This window comes from Aminipila butyrica (assembly GCF_010669305.1).
Lineage (GTDB): Bacteria > Bacillota > Clostridia > Peptostreptococcales > Anaerovoracaceae > Aminipila > Aminipila butyrica.
The window spans coordinates 1,959,250-1,979,676 of sequence record NZ_CP048649.1 but is presented as its reverse complement, the minus strand read 5'-3'; the positions used below and the strand labels follow the sequence as shown (position 1 = coordinate 1,979,676).

18 protein-coding genes are annotated in these 20,427 nt (G+C 44.4%); 12 read left to right on the top strand and 6 right to left on the bottom strand.

Annotated features, from left to right (window positions below; all coding sequences use genetic code 11):
- The first annotated feature begins 42 nt into the window (after positions 1-42).
- The 3 genes from Ami103574_RS09385 (at position 43) to Ami103574_RS09375 (ending at position 5,537) form a co-directional block, all read left to right on the top strand.
- Complete coding sequence (locus Ami103574_RS09385) at positions 43-1,179, top strand: exonuclease SbcCD subunit D (RefSeq protein WP_163066775.1); 1,137 nt, start codon at positions 43-45, stop codon at positions 1,177-1,179.
- A complete protein-coding gene (locus Ami103574_RS09380) occupies positions 1,176-3,947 on the top strand; it encodes an AAA family ATPase (RefSeq protein WP_163066774.1) in 2,772 nt (923 codons plus the stop codon). Before Ami103574_RS09385 ends, Ami103574_RS09380 begins: the two co-directional genes overlap by 4 nt.
- Before the next feature lie 129 nt (positions 3,948-4,076).
- Entirely contained in the window at positions 4,077-5,537 is a 1,461-nt protein-coding gene (locus Ami103574_RS09375) for a S8 family peptidase (RefSeq protein WP_246213119.1), read from the top strand.
- A 134-nt stretch (positions 5,538-5,671) separates the two neighbouring features.
- On the opposite strand, the gene Ami103574_RS09370 is transcribed toward Ami103574_RS09375, so the two are convergent.
- From Ami103574_RS09370 to Ami103574_RS09360, 3 genes are all read right to left on the bottom strand, one after another.
- Positions 5,672-6,727: an HD-GYP domain-containing protein gene (locus Ami103574_RS09370; protein ID WP_163066773.1), complete on the bottom strand. Its 1,056-nt coding sequence runs from the start codon at positions 6,725-6,727 to the stop codon at positions 5,672-5,674.
- A gap of 780 nt (positions 6,728-7,507) precedes the next feature.
- Positions 7,508-9,097: a peptide chain release factor 3 gene (locus Ami103574_RS09365; RefSeq protein ID WP_163066772.1), complete on the bottom strand. Its 1,590-nt coding sequence runs from the start codon at positions 9,095-9,097 to the stop codon at positions 7,508-7,510.
- A gap of 261 nt (positions 9,098-9,358) precedes the next feature.
- Positions 9,359-9,970 carry an amidase domain-containing protein gene (locus Ami103574_RS09360; protein ID WP_163066771.1) on the bottom strand — a complete coding sequence of 204 codons (612 nt, stop codon included), beginning with the start codon at positions 9,968-9,970 and terminating at the stop codon, positions 9,359-9,361.
- A 165-nt stretch (positions 9,971-10,135) separates the two neighbouring features.
- On the opposite strand from Ami103574_RS09360, the gene Ami103574_RS09355 reads away from it, so the two are divergent.
- The 4 genes from Ami103574_RS09355 to Ami103574_RS09340 all read left to right on the top strand — a co-directional run bounded on the left by Ami103574_RS09355 (position 10,136) and on the right by Ami103574_RS09340 (position 12,981).
- Entirely contained in the window at positions 10,136-10,357 is a 222-nt protein-coding gene (locus tag Ami103574_RS09355; protein ID WP_163066770.1) for a hypothetical protein, read from the top strand.
- A 63-nt stretch (positions 10,358-10,420) separates the two neighbouring features.
- The gene (locus tag Ami103574_RS09350) at positions 10,421-11,497 is read left to right on the top strand and encodes a M24 family metallopeptidase (RefSeq protein WP_163066769.1); all 1,077 of its coding nucleotides are present in this window, start codon (positions 10,421-10,423) and stop codon (positions 11,495-11,497) included.
- A 12-nt stretch (positions 11,498-11,509) separates the two neighbouring features.
- Positions 11,510-12,055: a lytic transglycosylase domain-containing protein gene (locus tag Ami103574_RS09345; RefSeq protein WP_163066768.1), complete on the top strand. Its 546-nt coding sequence runs from the start codon at positions 11,510-11,512 to the stop codon at positions 12,053-12,055.
- 137 nt (positions 12,056-12,192) lie between these two features.
- Complete coding sequence (locus tag Ami103574_RS09340) at positions 12,193-12,981, top strand: ZIP family metal transporter (protein ID WP_163066767.1); 789 nt, start codon at positions 12,193-12,195, stop codon at positions 12,979-12,981.
- 99 nt (positions 12,982-13,080) lie between these two features.
- On the opposite strand, the gene Ami103574_RS09335 is transcribed toward Ami103574_RS09340, so the two are convergent.
- Together Ami103574_RS09335 and Ami103574_RS09330 are read right to left on the bottom strand one after the other, a co-directional pair.
- Positions 13,081-13,908, bottom strand: coding sequence for an undecaprenyl-diphosphate phosphatase (locus tag Ami103574_RS09335; RefSeq protein WP_163066766.1), 828 nt, complete (start codon positions 13,906-13,908; stop codon positions 13,081-13,083).
- A 154-nt stretch (positions 13,909-14,062) separates the two neighbouring features.
- Complete coding sequence (locus tag Ami103574_RS09330; RefSeq protein WP_163066765.1) at positions 14,063-14,725, bottom strand: helix-turn-helix transcriptional regulator; 663 nt, start codon at positions 14,723-14,725, stop codon at positions 14,063-14,065.
- Between the two features lie 222 nt (positions 14,726-14,947).
- Here Ami103574_RS09330 and Ami103574_RS09325 point away from each other — a divergent pair, with 222 nt between their 5' ends.
- The 4 genes from Ami103574_RS09325 (at position 14,948) to Ami103574_RS09310 (ending at position 18,072) form a co-directional block, all read left to right on the top strand.
- On the top strand, positions 14,948-16,165 hold the full coding sequence (locus tag Ami103574_RS09325) for a MalY/PatB family protein (RefSeq protein ID WP_163066764.1): 1,218 nt from the start codon (positions 14,948-14,950) through the stop codon (positions 16,163-16,165).
- Between the two features lie 52 nt (positions 16,166-16,217).
- Positions 16,218-16,682, top strand: a complete 465-nt coding sequence (locus tag Ami103574_RS09320) for a DUF1648 domain-containing protein (protein WP_163066763.1) — start codon at positions 16,218-16,220, stop codon at positions 16,680-16,682.
- A gap of 137 nt (positions 16,683-16,819) precedes the next feature.
- On the top strand, positions 16,820-17,356 hold the full coding sequence (locus Ami103574_RS09315) for a flavin reductase family protein (protein WP_163066762.1): 537 nt from the start codon (positions 16,820-16,822) through the stop codon (positions 17,354-17,356).
- Positions 17,357-17,487: 131 nt separating this feature from the next.
- A complete protein-coding gene (locus Ami103574_RS09310; RefSeq protein ID WP_163066761.1) occupies positions 17,488-18,072 on the top strand; it encodes a hypothetical protein in 585 nt (194 codons plus the stop codon).
- Positions 18,073-18,164: 92 nt separating this feature from the next.
- Here Ami103574_RS09310 and Ami103574_RS09305 read toward each other — a convergent pair whose 3' ends face one another.
- Positions 18,165-18,575, bottom strand: coding sequence for a hypothetical protein (locus Ami103574_RS09305; protein WP_163066760.1), 411 nt, complete (start codon positions 18,573-18,575; stop codon positions 18,165-18,167).
- A 139-nt stretch (positions 18,576-18,714) separates the two neighbouring features.
- On the opposite strand from Ami103574_RS09305, the gene Ami103574_RS09300 reads away from it, so the two are divergent.
- Positions 18,715-20,418 carry a bifunctional lysylphosphatidylglycerol flippase/synthetase MprF gene (locus Ami103574_RS09300; RefSeq protein ID WP_163066759.1) on the top strand — a complete coding sequence of 568 codons (1,704 nt, stop codon included), beginning with the start codon at positions 18,715-18,717 and terminating at the stop codon, positions 20,416-20,418.
- The last annotated feature ends 9 nt before the right edge of the window (positions 20,419-20,427 follow it).

Sequence of the window (20,427 nt, the reverse complement as noted above, 5' to 3'; positions counted from 1 at the left end):
TCTGTCTATTTCACCCTTTGACTAGTCATTTTGGAGGAAGCTATGAAATTTATTCACTTGTCTGATCTTCACTTGGGAAAGCGGGTTAACGAATTTTCCATGCTGGAGGATCAAGCGTACATATTAGAGCAGATTCTACAGCGAATCTGGGAGGAAAAGCCGGATGCAGTCCTAATCGCCGGAGATGTTTACGACAAGTCTGTTCCGCCGGGGGAAGCGGTTCAGCTGTTGGATGAATTTCTGAGCAGTCTGGCGGAAGGAGGCTTATCGGTCTTTGTCATCAGCGGCAATCATGATTCAGCAGAGCGCATGGCCTTTGGGGGCCGTCTAATGAAGAACAGTCGGGTTTACATGGCTCCGGTATTTAGTGGGGTGTTGGAGCCTATTCACTGTACTGACTCTTGGGGAGACGTATGCATTTATATGCTGCCTTTTATCAAACCGGCTCACGTGAGGCGATTTTATCCCAATGTGGAGATTTTGTCCACCAATGACGGGATTCGGGCTGTCCTTCAAGGTCTGGAAGTGGACACTTCCTGCCGGAATCTGCTTCTGTGCCATCAGTTTATAACTGGAGCTTTGGCCTGTGAATCGGAAGAACTGTCGGTGGGCGGGTTGGATCAGGTGGATGCCAGTCTCTTTGCTGACTTTGATTATGTGGCTCTGGGGCACCTCCATGGGCCCCAGCAGGTTCTGCGGGAGACGGTGCGCTATGCAGGAACGCCTTTGAAATATTCCTTTTCGGAGGTCAACCATCGAAAATCCATCACGGTAGTAGAGCTGAAGGAAAAAGGCCGGGTTCAGGTTCGAACTATTGATTTAATCCCCAAGAGGGATTTGCGAGAGATAAAGGGAACCTATATGGAACTCACGGCCAGAGATTATTACCAAGAAATGAATCAGGAGGATTATCTGCACATCACCCTCACTGACGAGGAGGATATTCCGGATGCCATAGGACGGCTGCGAAGCATTTATCCCTATATTATGAAGCTGGATTATGATAACAAACGCACACGCAGCATCGGGCAAGTGAGCCCAGATGCGGAGGCGGAACAAAAATCGCCGTTAACCCTCTTTGGAGAATTTTATGAAAAGCAGAATAACCAGCCGATGTCTGAGGAACAGTACCAGCTGATCCAAGGGCTGATGGAGAATATTTGGGAGGAGGAAACATGAGACCAGTTTGTTTGACTTTATCAGCTTTTGGTCCCTATGCGGAGGAGGTTCAGGTAGACTTTTCCCAGTTAGGAAACCAAGGGCTTTACCTTATTACTGGTCATACGGGAGCGGGAAAGACCACTTTATTCGATGCCATTACTTTTGCGCTCTACGGAGAGGCCAGCGGCAGCAGCCGGGAGGCCAGCATGTTTCGCAGCAAATATGCAGAGCCTCACCGGGCTACGTTTGTGGAGTTGATTTTTCAATACGGCCAAGAGAATTATACGGTCCGGCGAAACCCGGAATATCTGCGCCCGGCCAAACGAGGCCAAGGCCTTACGGCAGAAAAAGCGGAAGCCGAGTTGACTTATCCGGATGGCCGGGTTCTGACTAACCCGAAAAGAGTGACGGAGGAAATGGAGCATCTTATTGGGCTTAACCGAGATCAATTCAAGCAGATTGCTATGATTGCGCAAGGAGACTTTCTGCGATTGCTGCTGGCTTCTACAAAGGAGCGAAGCGAAATCTTCCGGGATATTTTTAACACGAAGCCTTACCAGCTATTACAGGAGCGGCTGAAAAGTCAGTCGGGAGCCTTGCGAAACGAGTATGACAGCCTTTGGCAGAGCATCCGCCAGTACGTGGACGGGGTGAATTGTGACCCCGAAAGCCCCTTGAAAGAAGAGCTGGAAGTCCTTAAAGGGGCAGGTAGTTTAGCAGATTTGTCTCAGGCGGTGGAGCTTTTGGACAAACTTATTCAGGAGGATTGGGAGAAACAGCAGAGCTGGGCCCTTCAAAGTGAAAGTATAGAAGCCCAGCTGGAGAAAACACTCACCGCCTTAAATAAAGCGGTTATCGATAATAAAAACTTCCGGGCTTTAGCCCAGGAAGAAGAAAATAAGAATCAAAAGATGCAGGTAATGACACGGAATAAGCAAATCTTAGATTTGGAGGTAGTGAAACAGCCCCAAATAGAGGAGTTGCTGCTTCGTATTCAAGAAGAACGAAAAAATTTAGAGCAATATGAGGAGCTGCAAAAGGCCGAATCCGTGCTGATTCAGAAGAAAAAGCAAAATAATAAACATAATATGGAATCTGTAAACCTTAAAGAAAAGCTCGAAAAAGCAACCGTTTCCTTAGAGGAGTTAAAACGCCAGCAGCAGCAATTGCAGGATACAGGTGTCCAGCGGGAAAAGCTGGAAGGCCAGAGAAAAGAGCTGGAAGACCGAGGAAAGCGGGGGGCGGAGTTGTTGGCGGCCTTGGCTCAGACGGACCAGCTGCAAGACAGCTGCCAGGTAGCGCAGGAAAAGTACAGAGGGGCAGCGCAAGACTGGCAAAAGACAAAAGAGCGGTTTGATTTGCTGGAAAGGGCTTTTTTTGATGAGCAGGCTGGACTGCTGGCTACTCGACTAGAACTCGGTCAGCCTTGTCCGGTTTGTGGCTCCCTGGAGCATCCACAGCCGGCTCAGCTTTCTCAGAAGGCACCTACGGAAGCAGAACTTCAACAGGCCAAGGCAGAAAGCCAGCGGCTTCAGGATAAAGCTGCCGCTGCCAGTGCCGAAGCGGGAACTCTCAGCGGAAAGTTGGACATGGCCAACAGTGAATTGCTGAAACATAGCCGGATTTTGCTTGGCGTTGCCAGCCTGGAAGAAGTCCGAAGCAGGCTGCCAGACATGCAGAGCCAGCTGAAAGCCCACCTGATAGAAGTGAAAAAAGCCATCGCCGGGGAGGAAGAGAAGTGGGCGCGGAAAGTCCAGATAGAAAAACAGATACCCCTTACGGAAGAACAGCTCCGCCAGTGGGAGAGAGAACTGTCGGAAAGCAGGCTGCAACGAGCGTCCTTGGAGACGGAAATCAAGGCCCTGGAAGTCCTGCGGGAGAAAATTATCCAGCCTCTAGCCTTTGCCACAGAAATAGAGGCGCAGAATCATATTACCCAGATGGAGACACAGCGAAAGCATTTGCAGGACTCCTTTGAGAAAGTTACTCACCTCTTTGAAGAGAGCCGCCGAGCTGTGGAGGAGGCTTCTGTTCGTATAACCGCTTTGAAGGAGCAGTTGAAAGGAGCCCAGCTGATAGATGAAAAATCGCTGGAAGAAGAGCGTAACCGACTGAATGGAGAGAAGTCGGCGGCTAGAACCATGGTGACTAAGTTTGCCACCCGGTTAGAGGGAAACGGCCAGGCGCTGAAACGAATTCAAGGGAAAAAAATTCAGCTGGAAGAAACAGAAGCTCGCTGGAGGTGGATCAAGGCCTTGTCGAACACCGCTAATGGGAATATCAGCGGAAAGGAAAAAATCATGTTGGAGACGTATATCCAGATGACCTACTTTGACCGGATTCTTGCTCGGGCTAACACCCGGCTTATGGTCATGACGGGAGGCCAGTATGAACTGAAAAGAAGAGAAGAAGCTGAAAATCGTCAGAGTCAAAGCGGCTTAGAACTGGATGTAATCGATCATTACAATGGCTCTCAGCGAAGCGTAAAAACTCTTTCCGGCGGAGAATCTTTCCAGGCTTCTTTGTCTTTAGCTCTGGGTCTTTCCGATGAAATTCAATCTTCTGCCGGAGGCATCCGACTGGATACGATGTTTGTCGACGAGGGCTTCGGTTCGCTGGATGAAGGTGCTTTAGATCAGGCTATGCGGGCGCTTAGTCAGCTGACAGAAGGAAACCGTCTGGTCGGTATCATTTCTCACGTGGCGGAGTTGAAAGACCGGATTGATAAGCAGGTGGTCGTCACCAAGGATAGGCGAGGGGGCAGCCGGGTGGATATTCAGTGCTGAGAAGTATGAGTAGCAGGGAAGGTCCTCAGAATCAAGAAAATTTTATCAAATGTTCATATATTGGACACATGGTCATTAGCATTTTATGGTAAGATTAGAGAGAATAAAACAGGATGGAGTGTGGACCCTTTGATAAAAAATACGAAAAGATATCAAGCTTTAGCCGGATGGTCATCAGCCCTCTTGCTGTGGGCAGCCCTGGTTCCCTTATACACAGGAACGGCCTTGGCAGATACTTATTTGGAACAAGAATCGCAACAGCATATCTATTATGCCACCGCAGCAACTGTCAACCAAGTGTTGACCAACGACAAGATGAGCGGAGAGCAGTGGGCCCTCTACAATGACGGCAGCTTTCAGATGAAAGCGGAACAAAACAAATTCCCTGTTTATGAAAGCCCCTTCGATTTGCGCATGAATCCGGGAAAATGGCAAAAACCCAATCGGTCAGAGGGAGAAACTGAATCCAGTCCGCAGCTGAGTGATCAAAACCGACAAGACAGGGAACAGAATCAAAAGGGAAATCGTTTCAGCAATCGAAACACTCGCTTCAGCAATGATCGTTTAGATTCACTCTCGGTTATGCGACAGCAGGAGTTCGTGGTGCCTTACAGCTTCACTGCCAGTGGGACTCTTCGCAAAGCCAGCACATCTTCCTCGGCGGTAGCTGGCATAGATATTAATATTAGGGACGCCTGGGCAGCTTATGAAAGCCAGCGAAATGTGACGGTAGCTTTTATAGATACGGGGATTGATTACAATCACGAAGATTTATCGGACATCATGTGGGTTAACGAAGATGAAATCCCAGACAATGGGGTAGATGATGATGGAAATGGGTATGTGGACGACATCTATGGTTGGAACTTTTACGATAATAACAACAGTGTCTACGTGGGCGAGGAAGATGATCACGGAACCCACGGAGCAGGTACGATTGCAGCGACGAAGGATAATGCTATAGGTATTACGGGAATCGCTGACGAAGATGCCATTTCTATCATGAGCCTGAAAGCGCTGGGAGGCAAAGACGGCAGCGGCACGACGGAATCCATCATGAAGGCTATCGCCTATGCGGAGGCCAACGGCGCTTCAATCTGCAACCTCAGCTTGGGGACCACTTCTTATGACAAGGATTTATATGAAGCCATGGCTAAATCTAAGATGTTGTTTATCGTCGCAGCAGGAAACGGAGATGATGATGGCGGCACCGATATCGACAAAACACCTACTTATCCGGCGGCTTTTAATCTAGATAATATTATCTCTGTAGCCAATGTTTCCTACGATGGGGCCTTGTCATCCAGCTCCAATTATGGGGAGGCCTCTGTAGATATTGCGGCCCCAGGCAGCTACATTCTCAGCTTGACGGCGGATAACGGATATGCGTATATGTCGGGGACATCTATGGCGGCACCGATGATTACGGGGACAGCAGCCCTCCTATACAGCGCACGAGGAGACTGGAATCTGCAACAGGTGAGGGAAGCTATTTTAAACACAGCTACTCCGCTGAGCGGCCTATCAGGGAAGGTTGTGTCTGGTGGCATGCTTAACGCGGGAGCAGCCATGGTTTACGGCAGAGAATAAGTCGTATTTCAAACAAAGAAGAAAAATTAAGAAACATAAAACGGGTGGAAAACCTCTATGTCGGTATGCCACCCGTTTTTTATTGTTATAAATTTTTATTTATGAAGCCGCTCAGATATAAAGGCATCCGCTTATTAACTGACCATGCGGAGAATCTCTACATCTAGATTGACGGCCAAATCTAGAAATCCACCGTCTGATAGCTTGACCAACGGACGGGATTTCATGTTCTTGTGTATCAGAATGACCGTGGCTTCCTGGCCATTGCTCAGTAAGACCTTACTGTGGAGATATGAATCTAAAATCTTGTTGATGAATTTAAGAACATACTGCGTTTCAAACTTGTGTACTCCTTCTTTTTCGAAGTAGGCCACTACGGCGAAAGGACAAATCGGTTCTCTATAGGCTCGTTCCGCAGTCATCGCTTCATACACGTCAGCGATGGCAATAATTTTGGAATAGATGTCTACATTTTTGCCTTCAAAGTGCAACGGATAGCCAGAGCCGTCGCATCGCTCATGATGGAGGAGTGCTACTTGTTTCACCCGCGGATCGATGTCTTCAAACTGGTCTAAAAGCTCGAAGCCTTTTTGGGGGTGAGAGCGGAGCAGTTTACGCTCTTCTGCCGTTAAATCTCCAGATTTGGTGAGAATTTCCTTGGGAATCAAGAGCTTGCCAATATCGTGGAAGAGTCCACAGGTTACCAGAAGCTTGATATCGTCGTCTGAAAGGCCGAGCCAACGGCCCAAATGACTGGCAATCATGCCGACATTGACCGAATGTGTATAGATGGCATCGGAATATTCGTGCATGCTATAGACCATGTCAATTAAATGTAAGTTGCTTTTGTTGCTTTCGTATAAAAGGGTGCTTAGATTGTTGATGATGTCGATATGAACGGTATCCGAACTTTGTTGCAATATGCTGTCTAAGGAGGCGGAAAGGCTTTCCTTTGCTTCGACAGCTTCGCTTTTAAAAGAATGGAAAGCCGGTGTCCCCTTGATGTCAAAGAGATCCGCCTCCGGGGCTGAATCATTGATTTCCACGGCATTAATTTTAAACCTTTTTAGTCTGGCTAAGATTTCCGGCGTAACCACCGTATTGTTTAAGATGATAAGCTGACCGCTTTCCGTATACAAATCTTGACCAACGGACATGCCGACTTTTATGTTCTCTAATGACATTCTCATATGTATTCACACCTCTTCATTAAATCTTACAACTCGAAAAAACGTTTAATTTTAATAGAAGCCGCTTGGAACTTGAGACATATAATTTGTTGCGTTTATTATATCATATGAAGAAGAAAATCAGCATGATTCAATAAACGCTTCCTAACAGCAAAGCTGACTGGAAGATATAAAATATGACATATAATTTATTGCGTTTATTATATCATGTGAAGAAAAAAATCAGCATGATTCAATAAACGCTTCCTAACAGCAAAGCTGACTGAAACATATAAAATGTGACATATAATTTGTTGCGTTTATTATAACACAACTAGAAAATTTTACAATTTATTTTAATATAAGTTATTTTTTTAACATTTTTAAGAGTATAAAATATAAGGAGGTAAACCTGTGGATAACTTTCTATTGACAGAGTAGAATAAATGGAAATGCGTTGAAAACAAAGGGACTTATTAATAGAATATATCCACAGGTGCTTTGGGATAAAATTGTATACAATAATTTGAAAAGATGTGGAAAAGTGCCCAAATGGGGAAAAATATCGGGATGCGGGGATGTGGAAAAGAGAGGGAGTGGAACGGAAAAGTTTACATAATATATTAGAAATAAGGGAAGATGAAAGTTCTAATTTTCAGAAAATGGTGTGCCGGAAAAGGTGGGAAAGAAAGAAAAAATGTCAAAAAAACGTTAAAGAAATCAGGATAGGGCAGCGCATAAAAAGTTCCAGAAGGCATATGCGTAGGAACATGTGCTTTCTGGAACTTCATTTTTTATTATCTATTTTAAGGTGCTGTTGACGTTCAAAGCTTCCACCAACTGAATATCCTTATATCTCTCTGTGAAATAGTTCAAGGTGAACTGATTGGCGAAGAGCACCAGAGGTCGTTCGAAGTGATCGAAAAGCAACATGCATCTAGAATCCAAGCAGCTCTTCACATAAGCCAGGTCGCTGGTATCCAGCCAACGGACTACGTTAAAATCTAGATGCTCCATGAGGAGGTCTGAATTGTATTCATTTTTTAGGCGATATTCAAAGACCTCAAATTGCAGGGCACCTACAGCGCCAATAATAACCTCATTGTACTGGTTGTGATAGACTTGGATGGCGCCCTCTTGAGCCAGCTGTGCTACACCCTTCTGAAAATGCTTGGCCTTCAGGGAGTTGGTAGGAGTTACCCTGGCAAACAATTCTGGCGGAAAGGTCGGCAGAGGCTCGAAGTAAAACAGGTCTTTCTTGGTGGTCAGGGTATCGCCAATCTGGTAGGTTCCCGTATCATAAATGCCGATTACATCCCCAGCATAAGCGGTATCGATGGTCTCCCGTTCATTGGCCATGAGCTGAGTGGACTGGCTGAGCTTAATTGACTTGCCTGTCCGGGTTAGAGTCACCGTCATACCTCGTTCAAAGGTACCGGAGCAGATTCGCAGAAAAGCAATTCGGTCTCGGTGAGCAGGATTCATGTTAGCTTGAATCTTAAAGATAAAACCACTGAATTCTTCTTCTTCTGGTTTGATGGAACCATCAGTGGTTTTTCTTGGTCCTGGGGCTGGAGACAGCTGCAAAAAGTGATTAAGGAATGGCGTAACGCCAAAATCGGCTAAGGCAGAACCAAAGAATACCGGGGATAACTTTCCAGCGGCGATAGCATTCACATCAAATTCGTTGCCGGCTCCTTCGATTAGTTCAATTTCGGCTCGAAGACTGTTTAAGTTGTTGATCGTCAAATGTTCTTCCAGCTCAGGTCCGAATACGCCATTTTCTCCCAGCTGAATGGTCTTTCCGGCCTTATAGAGGTAGACTGTGTTTTCCAGTCGGTCATAGATGCCCTGAAAGTTCAGGCCGCAGCCGATCGGCCAGGTGACAGCCACTGAAGGAAGGCCCAGCACCTCTTCCAGTTCTTCCATAGATTCCAATGGATCCATGGCTTCCCGGTCCATCTTGTTAATAAAGGTGAAGATGGGGATGCCTCGCATGCTGCATACCTTAAACAGCTTTTTTGTCTGAGCCTCGATACCCTTGGCACCGTCGATAACCATGACGGCACTGTCTACAGAAGTAAGAATCCGATAGGTGTCCTCACCGAAATCGTTATGTCCTGGCGTATCCATAATGGAGATAACTTTGCCGCTGTATTCAAACTGCATAACCGAAGAGGTTACGGAGATTCCGCGCTGCTTTTCGATTTCCATCCAGTCGGAGGTAGAATATTTTGAATTGTGACGGCCCTTGACTGCTCCGGCTTCCCGTATGGCACCGCCGTGAAGCAGTAGCTTCTCCGTCAAAGTAGTCTTTCCCGCATCTGGGTGGGAGATGATTCCGAAGATGCGGCGCTTTTGAATTTCCTCTGTCAAAATTTTGTTTGCCATGAAATAGCGTCCTTTCTCTGTATGGTTCTATTTTTAAATCATATGTACACGCAAAAATTGTGCTTTTCAATTATGAAGCACAAAAACATTATTTATCATACCACATTTTAAGTAAATTTAACAGTTTTTTATTCCATAGCAATAATCGTTAAAGCTCATCCTGACATCACTTCAAAAAAGCGACATTTTAAGCGGCACTTTAAATGTGCACGTGTGAGCACTGCGAGCACCTAGTGAGAGGCGTTTCATTCCCAAATTTCTTCAAAAATAAGCAGGAAGAAATTTCAGCAGGCGAACTTTACAGTTTTCTAGCTGACAATTCGATTGAAAGGCGTCAATCAGCGGGCGGTAGCTGAAATCCACAGAGTGCTGAGCCACGAAAATTCCTTCCATGGATTCGGCCATATTCTGTGTCGTATTGGATACCACCAGAACGGAATGGGCGTATCGCTGCACATCATCATGATAAAATTGCAGTACATCCCCTTGTTCCACATCCACCGGCATTTGAGTCCAAGACTTTCCGTCATTATAGCCTACGGCACGAGGGCCGATTCCTTCATTAGATACGACGTAATCCCAGAATTCTTCCACCCGAATAAAAGAAAGGGCAGGGAATTCTTCTAAAGAGCGGAATGGCAGGCCGTACCAGGTGGACGTTTGCCGGTACTTATTGGCCGCTCGGTTGCGAAGGGCTCGTATGTCCTCTGGACGGGACAGAGAATAGCCGTCGGTGCCTCCGTAGCCGGCCCAAATACATTGAGAAATAAAGTTGGTGCAATCTTGGGCCATCCGCTTAAAAATACGATTTTCAAACTTGTTGCCAAACTGCATCCCGTAGGTGACGGCGTTTATTTTGTTGTATTCAATCATAGGTTCTTACCTCCATGTTCCCAGAGATATTCCAGAATATAGTATATGCGCGGCGGTGAGAATCGGTGAGAATTGCTGGCATTTACAGGGGGAATATGGTATCCTTGTAAAAGAAGAAAAAATGCTTCTGACTGCGGACGGGAGCATGAACAGGGGAGGAAAGATATGAGTGATTTTAAAAGGGAATTTTTCCGAATTTATGATAAAAAAATTGCTTCAGGCCAGTTGACCTTTAGCCAGCTAGGAATATCAAAAGCGGATTTTACCAGCTTGTGTACGGAGGAGGAGTTTTCTTTTTCGGAAGAAAAACTCGCTGGGCTCTGTCGGGGCATGAAGCTCGACCAAGAGGAGGAAGCCCGGCTGCGGAATTCTGTAAAAAAAGCCTAAAAAGGGCACACTATTGGAGCACGAAAGTGAAATATTAAAGATAGAGAGACAGAGGGTTCTAAAATGGAAGAGCGAATAAAAGAAAGAAGCGGCAGAGCTGTCGCCCAGTTTGAAAAATATGGTATTCAAGCGCTGCTTTTGACAAAGGCAGCGGATATTCAATACATGACCGGTATTCCCGGTGAAGACTGCTTGGTGTTGTTGACAGCAGACAAGCGTTATATCATTACCGATTTTCGCTATGAGGAGGCCGTCTCCGTGCTTCGGCCTGACTTTGAAATCATCATTGCCAAACCGGGATACGGATGGTTGGACTTTCTTCGGGAGGTGAACCCAGAGACTCTTGGCGTTCAAGAGGAACATCTGACGTTAAGCACCTATAATCAGTTGTGCAGGGTTCTCCCGATGGAGCATATCATTTCTGCCGGAGGGCTGACGGAGTCTCTCCGCCTGATTAAGGATGAACAGGAAATTTGGCAGATAAAGCAGGCTGAAGCCATTGGAGATAAGGCATTTGAGCATATTTTAGGTTTCTTGAGACCGGGTCTTTCGGAGAAACAAGTAGCACTGGAACTAGAGCACCAGATGAAACTCAACGGAGCAGATGGTTTTTCATTCAGCACCATCGCTGTATCAGGGGTCAATTCCTCTAAACCTCACGGAATTCCAAGTGAAAAGCTCTTGGAAGACGGAGATTTTCTTACCATGGACTTTGGGTGTGTATATGGAGGCTATTGCAGCGACATGACCAGGACGGTGGCCATTGGCCATGCCAGTGAAGAAATGGTAAAAGTGTATAATACGGTTTTGGAAGCCCAGCTTTATGCTTGTGCCAATTTAAAGGCGGGTCTGCATGTCAAAGAGGGAGACGCTTTAGCTAGAAAAATTATTCGGGATGCGGGCTTTGGGGATTGTTTCGGTCATGGCTTGGGTCATGGGGTCGGCCTGGAAATACATGAAGATCCCTTCTTAAGTTTTCGTGGAAGCCATGTGTTGGAGGAAAACATGATTGTCTCCATTGAGCCAGGAATTTACTTGCCTGGGCAGTTTGGTGTACGCATTGAAGATCTGGCCGTTATCACTTCGGAGGGCATTCAGAACTTGACACATTCGCCTAAAGAGCTGATTATTATCAAATAGCCAGGAGATAACATGAAGAGAAGTAAAAGAATCATCATATGCTTGGCAGTGTTCTTGGCCTTGTTTGCAGCCAGGGAAGGGGTTTACCTTTTGTATCCGGCTCCTTACCTGGAATACGTAGAGAAATATGCCGTAGAATATGAGTTAGACCCTTATTTTTTGCTGGCGGTAATTAAGACCGAGAGCCGTTTTGATAGGGAGGCCCAGTCCCACAAGGGGGCCATGGGTTTAATGCAGCTTACAGAATCCACAGCCTATTGGATTGCAGAGACGACCAGCATGAAAAATTTTAGTACGGAAGATTTGTATGATCCGGAATTGAATATCTGGATGGGCTCCTGGTATCTAGATAACCTGAGCAAGGAGTTCAGCTCCACAGAGTTGGTACTGGCTGCCTACAATGCCGGCCGAGGAAATGTAAAAAAATGGACGGACAGTCAGTTGATTTCCGCAGACGGCACCGATTTTGAAAATATTCCTTATGGAGAAACGGTGAATTACATAAAAAAAGTCCGAATCAATCAGAAAATTTACAGCATATTATATCGGTTGGATTGAGCAGCAAATTTGCCCTTGATAGCGAGAAAGAAACATGATAGAATGAATATAGTTAGCATATGCTAACTATATAAAATTAGTTATGAAAAATAAATAAGTTGTAGGTAGAAATAATTTACAGAAAGGGAGGTATTCACATGGCACAAGCATTATTATGGGCAGCCGGTGGTACAGGTTTTACCTTTGCTATGACCACCCTGGGGGCTGCCATGGTATTTCTGTTTCGCAAAGAGTTGGACCCTCGGGTTCAGCGGGTGTTTTTGGGATTTGCAGCAGGTGTTATGATTGCGGCTTCTGTATGGAGTCTATTAATTCCAGCCATTGAAAGGGCGGAGGAGCAGGGAGGCGTGGGCTGGATTCCGGCAGCAGGAGGGTTTATCCTGGGGATTCTCTTCCTATATGCCATGGATCAACTGGTCCCGCATATTCATCCTGGTACTAATGTGCAAGAGGGGATTCCTTCGTCGATGAAGCGGACGTCTCTGCTGGTGCTAGCGGTTACGCTGCACAATATACCGGAAGGTATGGCTGTAGGCCTGTCCTTTGCCATGGCCGCCCAACAGGGAACAGGAGATTATTGGCCTGCCATGATTTTAGCTCTGGGCATCGGTATTCAAAATTTTCCAGAGGGGGCTGCTGTCTCCCTGCCTTTGAAGCAAGAGGGCGCCAGTGTCAGGCGAGCATTTATTATGGGTAGTTTGTCGGGAATTGTAGAGCCTTTATTTGGCATTTTAGCGGTACTCATAGCGGGATTCATTCTTCCCTATATGCCGTGGCTGCTGTCTTTTGCAGCGGGAGCCATGATGTATGTGGTAGTAGAGGAACTGATTCCGGAAGCCCACTTAGGAGAACACTCTAACGCCGGAACGATGGGCGTTATGGGCGGATTTCTCCTCATGATGGTTTTGGATGTTGCTTTAGGTTGAGGAGTGAAAAGAAACATGAAATAAAAATACCCCAGAGCTTGGAAATGATGCTCTGGGGCTTTTATTTGTTTTATCAGGTTTGCTTTCGGCATAGGGCTTTTACAGATTTTTGATAGAAAAATAAGCAATAACTGCAATACCCAAAACAATTCGGTACCAGCCGAAAACTTTGAAATCATGTTTCTTAATGTAACCCATGAGGAATTTGATGGCCAGGATGGATACGAAGAAAGCCACCAGAGTGCCTGTCAACAGGATGATAGCCTCTGTACTGGTAAAGTGTAAACCAAATTTGGCAATTTTCAACAAGCTGGCACCAAACATCACAGGGATGGCCAAGTAAAAGGTAAATTCGGCAGCCACCGTTCGGGAGGTGCCAAGCAAGATGCCGCCTAGAATAGTAGCTCCGGAGCGAGATGTTCCTGGAATCAGCGCTAGAAGTTGGAATATGCCAATAAACAGAGCGGTCTGATAGCTGATTTCAGAAATACTGGTGATTTGAGCCATTCGTCGGCGGTTTCTGTTTTCAATGATGATAAATAGAATACCGTATAGAATCAGGGTAATGGATACCGTCTGATAGTTGAAGAAATAAGCCTCAATCAGGTCGTCGAACAGAAGACCGATAATAGCAGCTGGAACACAGGCTACCAGGATTTTCATCCAAATAGACAGGATATCTCGCTGAATCAAGTTGCGCTTGCTGAAGCTAATCGGGTTTAATTTCCTCCAGTAGAGGACTACCACCGCCAGGATAGCTCCCAGTTGAATGACCACCAGAAACATCTCTTTAAAGGCTGCCGAGGTGTTAAGTTTTAAAAATTCATCCACGAGAATCATGTGGCCGGTACTGCTGATTGGCAGCCACTCCGTGATGCCTTCCACGATGCCTAAGATGACTGCTTTTAATATTTCAATAAATTCCATTGATTTTCTCCTCTCCTTTTGTCGGTTTATTGCTGAAAAGTCAGTAGCTGCATAGAAACCCCTTCTAAAACATACTTTCTCATTTTACCACAAAAGCGGAGAGATGAAAATCCTAATATGTGGGTTTTACCTATATTTTCCGACAAGGTTCTAGTCAGCGGTTCTGTTCTTCTCGAACTTTTTTCAAATATCGATAGATGCTGGGTTCTGACAGGTGCAAAACCTGGGCAGTTTGACCGACGGAGCCTTTGGTAGCAAAAACACCCTGTTTTTCCAACTCTCCAATAATTTCCAACTTTTCCCGAGCTGTCATGCGGTCGGGGGTCACCGGAATCCGCGAGAGAACATGGTGGATGATATTGCTGGAAATGTCATGGATGGAACTATCCAGTGCTTCACTGTAGTCTGATGAATTAGTCTGGGACAGCAGGTGAAAGGAATCCATCAGGGCCAGTACCTGCCGATTCAGATCTTTCAGCAGGGAAGGGTCGTAGTTGATGCAGAGCAGCCCTAAGAGCTGCTGTTCCTCCTTGATAAAATAGGTAGAGGAAACAAATGTCTTACCACTTTTCAAATGACCTTCATAACTGGCAATAAAATCCTTTTTTAAATGCTCTCGGCTGTTCATGATCTCCAGAGCAAGATCTGTCATGGAATCGCCTACTTTACGGCCGCTGAGATGACCGTTTTTCACAGCAATAACCGAGGCGTTGGGATTCGATACATCATGAAGAATCACTTCAAAATTGCTGCCGCAGGCAGTTCCGATAAAATCTACCAGAGGAATATATTTGCTTAATTTATGACTGGTTTCCATATTTAATCTCCTTTAAATAGGCATATAGGCGGCACTTCTCCGATTGAAAAAATCAAGTTATCTGATAGGTCAGGCTGAGAGAATATATTTACTTTATTATAGAAATAAAAAAAAATCAATACAATAAATTAATATTACGTCGATAATGTTTTATTGACAAGGGTCATAGCCCATAATATAATACTATAAATAACAATAAATAGGACTTGGAGGAGGAGAATCATGCAATATAATTTTGATGAAATTATTGATAGAAAAAATACCAGATCGCAAAATGTAGAGGGCTTTCGCTCCTATCTCTTTCGTGACTATCCAGAAGTGGACTTTCCTTTCGCAGATGATGAATTTATCCGCATGTGGGTAGCGGATATGGAGTTTGCTGTAGCCCCTGAAATCTGTCAGGCTATCAAAGAGCGGGTGGATCAGCGCATTTTCGGTTATACCAAAATTTATGATTCTGAATACTACAAAGCGTTGGATTCTTGGTGTAAGCGGCTGTATGACTGGAGCTTTCCTCAAGAAGAGCTGACTTTTTCTCAAGGTATTATCCCGGCTTTGTATGAATTGGTGGCAGATACGGTGGCGCCAGAAGAAAAGGTTCTGATTACCACGCCGGCTTATGGTTTCTTCAAGCATGCAGCAGAGTTCAATGGGCGGGAGTTGGTTTGCTCCGGTTTGAAGCGAGAAGGCGACAACTTTACCATCGACTTTGAAGATTTGGAAAAGAAGGCTTCTGACTCAAAAGTACGCCTGCTTATTTGGTGCAATCCACACAATCCTACAGGCAGAGTGTGGACGGAAGAGGAACTTAAAAAGGTAGCTGGTATCGTAGAAAGATATGACCTTTGGGTTATTTCCGATGAGATTCACTGTGATCTCATTCGTCAAGGAAAGAAACATATCCCTCTAGGGAAAATCATGCCGGAATATAAGAAGCTGGTGACCTGTATGGCCGCCAGCAAGACTTTTAATATGGCAGGCATGATGTTTTCCAACATTATTATTCGAGATAAGGGATTGCGGAAGCTGTTTCGACATAACGATAAAACCGTAGGAGGAATCAATCCCCTTTCTTTGGCGGCGAATCAAGCTGCCTATGAAAAGGGTGGTGAGTGGTTGGAGCAGTTGAAAGCCTATCTGGATCAGAATTTTGACTATACGGTGAATTTTTTGAAAGAAAACGTGCCGCAAGTAGGCTGTCAGGTGCCTGATGCCACTTATCTGGCTTGGGTAGATTTAAATCGGGTTCTGCCTGATGTGGACAATTTGTCGCTCTTTTTCGCTCAGGAGGCAGGTGTACTGCTGGAAGGCGGTGACCAGCTGTTCGTGAAACATGCAAAAGGTTTTATCCGCTTAAATTTGGCCATGCCGCGATCGATTTTAACGGAAGGCTTACAGCGAATCGCAGCAGCTATTGACAAACATAAGGTTGTTAAGTAACGGTGGCTGACGGCGGAGTCCTAAAAATGCTATATGGAGGAGGTATGGGATAATGCGTCTTGAAAAAAGCCTATACGACAGAGTCGGTCATCTGTTGAGCATGCTCGCGCTGCTTGGGGCGACCATCTTTTTAGCTCTATATTGGAATCAATTTCCCAATCAAATACCGTCTCATTACAACGCAGCAGGAGAAATTGATGGCATGTCCAGCAAGACTCACCTAATTATTTTTGTAGTCATCGGTTGGAGCTTATTTGTGCTGATGTCTGTTGTAGAAAATTTCCCACAGATATGGAACACTGGCGTACAGGTTACCGAAGAAAATAAGGAAAGGATTTACCGGGTGTTGAAGGATTTACTGACCACCATCAAACTTCTTCTTGCCTTTGTTTTTGCCTATCTGACTGTACAGGCCAGCAGCGGAGAAAATCTGCCAGCGCTTTTTCTGCCAGTGTTTTTAAGTGCGCTGCTCGGTTCAATGCTTTTCTTTGTGCTTAAACTTTTCCGAGTCCAGTAAGGAAAAGGGGTGAATCAAATAAAAAAATAGCTGGTAGTACTTTCCTTTTGGGTAGTATCTTACAAATAAGTGCCTTCTTGTGATTCTGTTCAGCCTAAGATATTATAAAGGCAATAAAATATGTAGGAGGATGAGAAATGAAAAAGCAAATCGATGTACTTGATTATGCAACGCAGATTATGAAAGAATTAAGCACAGGAGTGCTGTTGACCACAAAAGCAGAGGATAAAGTGAATACTATGACTATTTCCTGGGGGACTTTAGGAATTGAATGGGGAAAGCCCATCTTTACTGTTTTTGTACGGGAAAATCGCTTTACAAAAGCTCAATTGGACAAAAATCCGGAGTTTACTATCAATGTTCCTTATGGTGAATTCAAGAAGGCCATTCTAGGCTTTTGCGGAACAACTTCTGGTAAAGCTGTCGACAAGATTAAGGAACTGAATCTGAATCTGGAAGAGTCAGAACAGGTTTCTGTTCCTGGAATTAAGGAACTGCCGTTGACCTTAGAATGCAAGGTGGTCTACAAACAAAAGCAGGAGGAGCGGGAAGTAACTCCAGCTAACCGGGAAGCATTTTATCCTCAGGATGTAGACAGTTCTTTCCATGGAGCGAACCGAGATTATCATACAGCTTATTACGGGGAAATTGTTGGCGCATACATCATAGAATAAGTCAGATGAGAGGATCTCTCCAAGAAAAAATGATTTATTTCAGATGATTTTTTAAACTCTGAGTGGGAAAAGGAACAAAGGGGGACCTTCCATAATATGTTGATTATATGAAAGACAGAAGGAGGGAACCCATGAAAGCTATTCATACCCAGCAGGGGGTTTGCGTTACAGAGAACATAATGAATCTAATCTTTCTCTCCAGGACTTCCTGGAGAGACTTGACTGTTTGGTTAAAATTTTACATAGACAGTAAACATGCGGAGGGAGAGGACCAGCCTTTTATCCACTCCAAAGCCAACGAACTGCTCATAAAAAATGCCAATATTTTTGATAGTATTTTTGGCTCACAATCGGTGGAGGAGTTTAGCACATATTCTCTCCATTTTTTGAACTATGCGGGTTTACTGATAGACGCTCAGATTGCAGGGGATTTAAGCAGTGTAGAGGCGTATCTGGGTAAGCTTTATGAGAATTCGGAACGTACCGCCTCTTTTCTGGCCAGTATGAATCCTTATTGGGATGAAGACGTTTGGCGAGAGCACTTACATCAGTTCAATCAAAAATTAGTGAGTCAGTCTGAAGCTATATTGCAAGGGGAATTTGGGGAAAATGCTGAGGTTTTTGGCAAGAAGTTAAATTTATCCACCATTATAGGTGATTACTATGCCCAGGGGCTTTTAGAATATTTGATGTATTCTAGCCGTATAACTGTTTAGATTAGAAAGAAGAGCTGCTGATTCATAAACGTACGAAAGGCACCGAAAGGTGCCTTTTATTTTTGCTGATTTTATTTTTTATAGGATAATTTTTATCTGTGGCATTGACTGCGGTTGGACCGGTTGGTAGGTCTGCACTGATTGTTGTTGAAGTCATTGTAATCATCAAAGCCGTCGTCGCAATTATTGTTGGAATTGTTGCGTAAGTTGTTGCCGCAAGGGTTGCAGCAGTTGCAGTCATCCTCTTCCGGGCTAACTTCTCCGCAATTTTCCAGGGTATCACTTTCCTTAATCTGGTTAGGGAAAAGTGAAGGGAAAGTGGAACACACAGCGTTAACCTGTGGGCTAATCTGAGCAAAACCTGTTGAAAGAACGCAGAGCTGAACTGGAACGACGATCTTCTTTTCACAGGTAAAAGCAATTATTATAAGATTGTAACAATATTGAAATATCAACGGACAGCTTGTTATCTGTAGGAAGGCAAAGCTATTTTTTTTTGCCAAAATAAACTCAATTGAATTGAAAAGTGTTCAATATGTCCGTAAAGGAAAAGGCTGTTGGTGAATATTCTTGAAAAATGCGGGCTAAGGTAGTACAATGGCAGAAGTTTATGTTAAAAAGAGTAAAGGTAGGTATGTAGTTATGAAACCTTTAATTAAAAGAGAATTGCAGAATCTGGCAATGATAGTATTGATTCTGGTTGCAATTAAAAATATTTATATCGCATTGCCAATTAAGGGGTATGTCAGACTGCATAATCTGATACATGGAATACATTCACCCATTCCTATTCAACATCACGGTATCCTTCCAGTTTTGTCGGGGATCCTGATGTTGCTGCTGGCTTACAGACTCTATAAAAGAGTGCGACTGGCCTGGCTGATTGAGGTTATTGCCCTGGTTGTTAGCATTACTTATCATCTGGCAAGGCATCAGATTGTGCCGATTCATTCTGTTTTGTTGGATGTCTTTGTCCTGCTTATACTTTTAACCTCTTATAAAGATTTTTCCCGAAGCAGCGATCGCATAACGGTAAAGAAATCTATCGGCTTTATATTCTGTTCTTTTTTCCTTGTATTAACTAATGCAGCGATTGGCTTATTCCTGCTGAAAGGGGATATACGTAGCATTCACACCATTTATGACGCTATCTACAGTTCGGTGAAACTTCTAGTTTTAATGGATACAAGTAGTCTGGGCATGAAGGGGGCGGCGGGGAAATTCTACAGCAATACGCTTATAACCATTAACTGGATATGTATTATGACATCTGCATTTCTTTTACTAAAGCCGCTTGTATATAATCCCATTGTTGCAAAGCATGGAAGGCACAGAGCTCGTCAGTTAACTTTAAAATATGGAGACAATCCAATGGCTTATCTTGCTTTGGAGAATGATAAGAAGTATTTTTTTAGCAGTAGAATTGAAGGGTTTTGTGCCTACCGCCTGGCAGGAAATGTCTTTACCGTATGCGGGGACATGATTTGTGATGAAAAGGATGGATTTATGTTCCTATGGGAAATTACAGATTTTTGTACAAAGAATGGATATAATATCCTGTTTATTAATATTACAGACAAGTTTACCTCCATGCTAAATATGGCAGGATTTGGAATCATTAAATATGGGGAAGACGCCTGTTTTCTTCTGAAAGATTATAATCTGGCTGGCGGAAAGGTCGCGAAGATAAGAACAGCTATCAACCATGCGAACAAAGAGGGGATAACTGTTTTAGAATACAAACCGCTGGAAAAGAAAGACCATTTCCTGGAAAAACAGATGCATTCCATCACAGAGGAATGGCTGATAAAAAAAGGCGGAGTAGAAATGGGTTTCATGCTCGGTGGAATGGGATTAAAGGATCCCATGGACAGAAGATATTTTTATGCCTTGAGTAAGGAGGGCGAGATGCTTGGCTTTGTAGTCTTTTTACCATATCTGGAAGGGAAGGCCTACCTTGCAGATGTTACTAGACGAAGAAGTACTGCACCTCAAGGTGTGTTGGAGAAGATTATTTATGATGCATTTATGAAGATGAAAGAAGAAGGTGTAATTTGGGGCAATATGGGGCTTTCTCCTTTGTACAATATTTCAAAGGAGGAGAATTGCCGCTTTACAGAAAAAGTCTTCACCTTTATATATGAGAATATGAATAACACTTATGATTTTCAGGCATTACACCATGCCAAGCTAAAGTTTGGACCTACGGACTGGCAACCCAGATACCTAGCGTTTAGTCCGAATCTTTTTTCTCTTAATTTTGGCTATGCCATACTAAAGGTGCAGATGCCAAAGAATCTGTTTAAGACGATATTGCCAAATCTGCTTAAATTGGATAGGAAGTAAGGGCATTCG

Coding starts and splice junctions, on each gene's coding strand:
- Ami103574_RS09385 (WP_163066775.1), top strand. CDS start 43: ATGAAATTTATTCACTTGTCTGATCTTCACTTGGGAAAGCGGGTTAAC.
- Ami103574_RS09380 (WP_163066774.1), top strand. CDS start 1,176: ATGAGACCAGTTTGTTTGACTTTATCAGCTTTTGGTCCCTATGCGGAG.
- Ami103574_RS09370 (WP_163066773.1), bottom strand. CDS start 6,727: ATGAGAATGTCATTAGAGAACATAAAAGTCGGCATGTCCGTTGGTCAA.
- Ami103574_RS09365 (WP_163066772.1), bottom strand. CDS start 9,097: ATGGCAAACAAAATTTTGACAGAGGAAATTCAAAAGCGCCGCATCTTC.
- Ami103574_RS09360 (WP_163066771.1), bottom strand. CDS start 9,970: ATGATTGAATACAACAAAATAAACGCCGTCACCTACGGGATGCAGTTT.
- Ami103574_RS09355 (WP_163066770.1), top strand. CDS start 10,136: ATGAGTGATTTTAAAAGGGAATTTTTCCGAATTTATGATAAAAAAATT.
- Ami103574_RS09350 (WP_163066769.1), top strand. CDS start 10,421: ATGGAAGAGCGAATAAAAGAAAGAAGCGGCAGAGCTGTCGCCCAGTTT.
- Ami103574_RS09345 (WP_163066768.1), top strand. CDS start 11,510: ATGAAGAGAAGTAAAAGAATCATCATATGCTTGGCAGTGTTCTTGGCC.
- Ami103574_RS09340 (WP_163066767.1), top strand. CDS start 12,193: ATGGCACAAGCATTATTATGGGCAGCCGGTGGTACAGGTTTTACCTTT.
- Ami103574_RS09335 (WP_163066766.1), bottom strand. CDS start 13,908: ATGGAATTTATTGAAATATTAAAAGCAGTCATCTTAGGCATCGTGGAA.
- Ami103574_RS09330 (WP_163066765.1), bottom strand. CDS start 14,725: ATGGAAACCAGTCATAAATTAAGCAAATATATTCCTCTGGTAGATTTT.
- Ami103574_RS09325 (WP_163066764.1), top strand. CDS start 14,948: ATGCAATATAATTTTGATGAAATTATTGATAGAAAAAATACCAGATCG.
- Ami103574_RS09320 (WP_163066763.1), top strand. CDS start 16,218: ATGCGTCTTGAAAAAAGCCTATACGACAGAGTCGGTCATCTGTTGAGC.
- Ami103574_RS09315 (WP_163066762.1), top strand. CDS start 16,820: ATGAAAAAGCAAATCGATGTACTTGATTATGCAACGCAGATTATGAAA.
- Ami103574_RS09310 (WP_163066761.1), top strand. CDS start 17,488: ATGAAAGCTATTCATACCCAGCAGGGGGTTTGCGTTACAGAGAACATA.
- Ami103574_RS09300 (WP_163066759.1), top strand. CDS start 18,715: ATGAAACCTTTAATTAAAAGAGAATTGCAGAATCTGGCAATGATAGTA.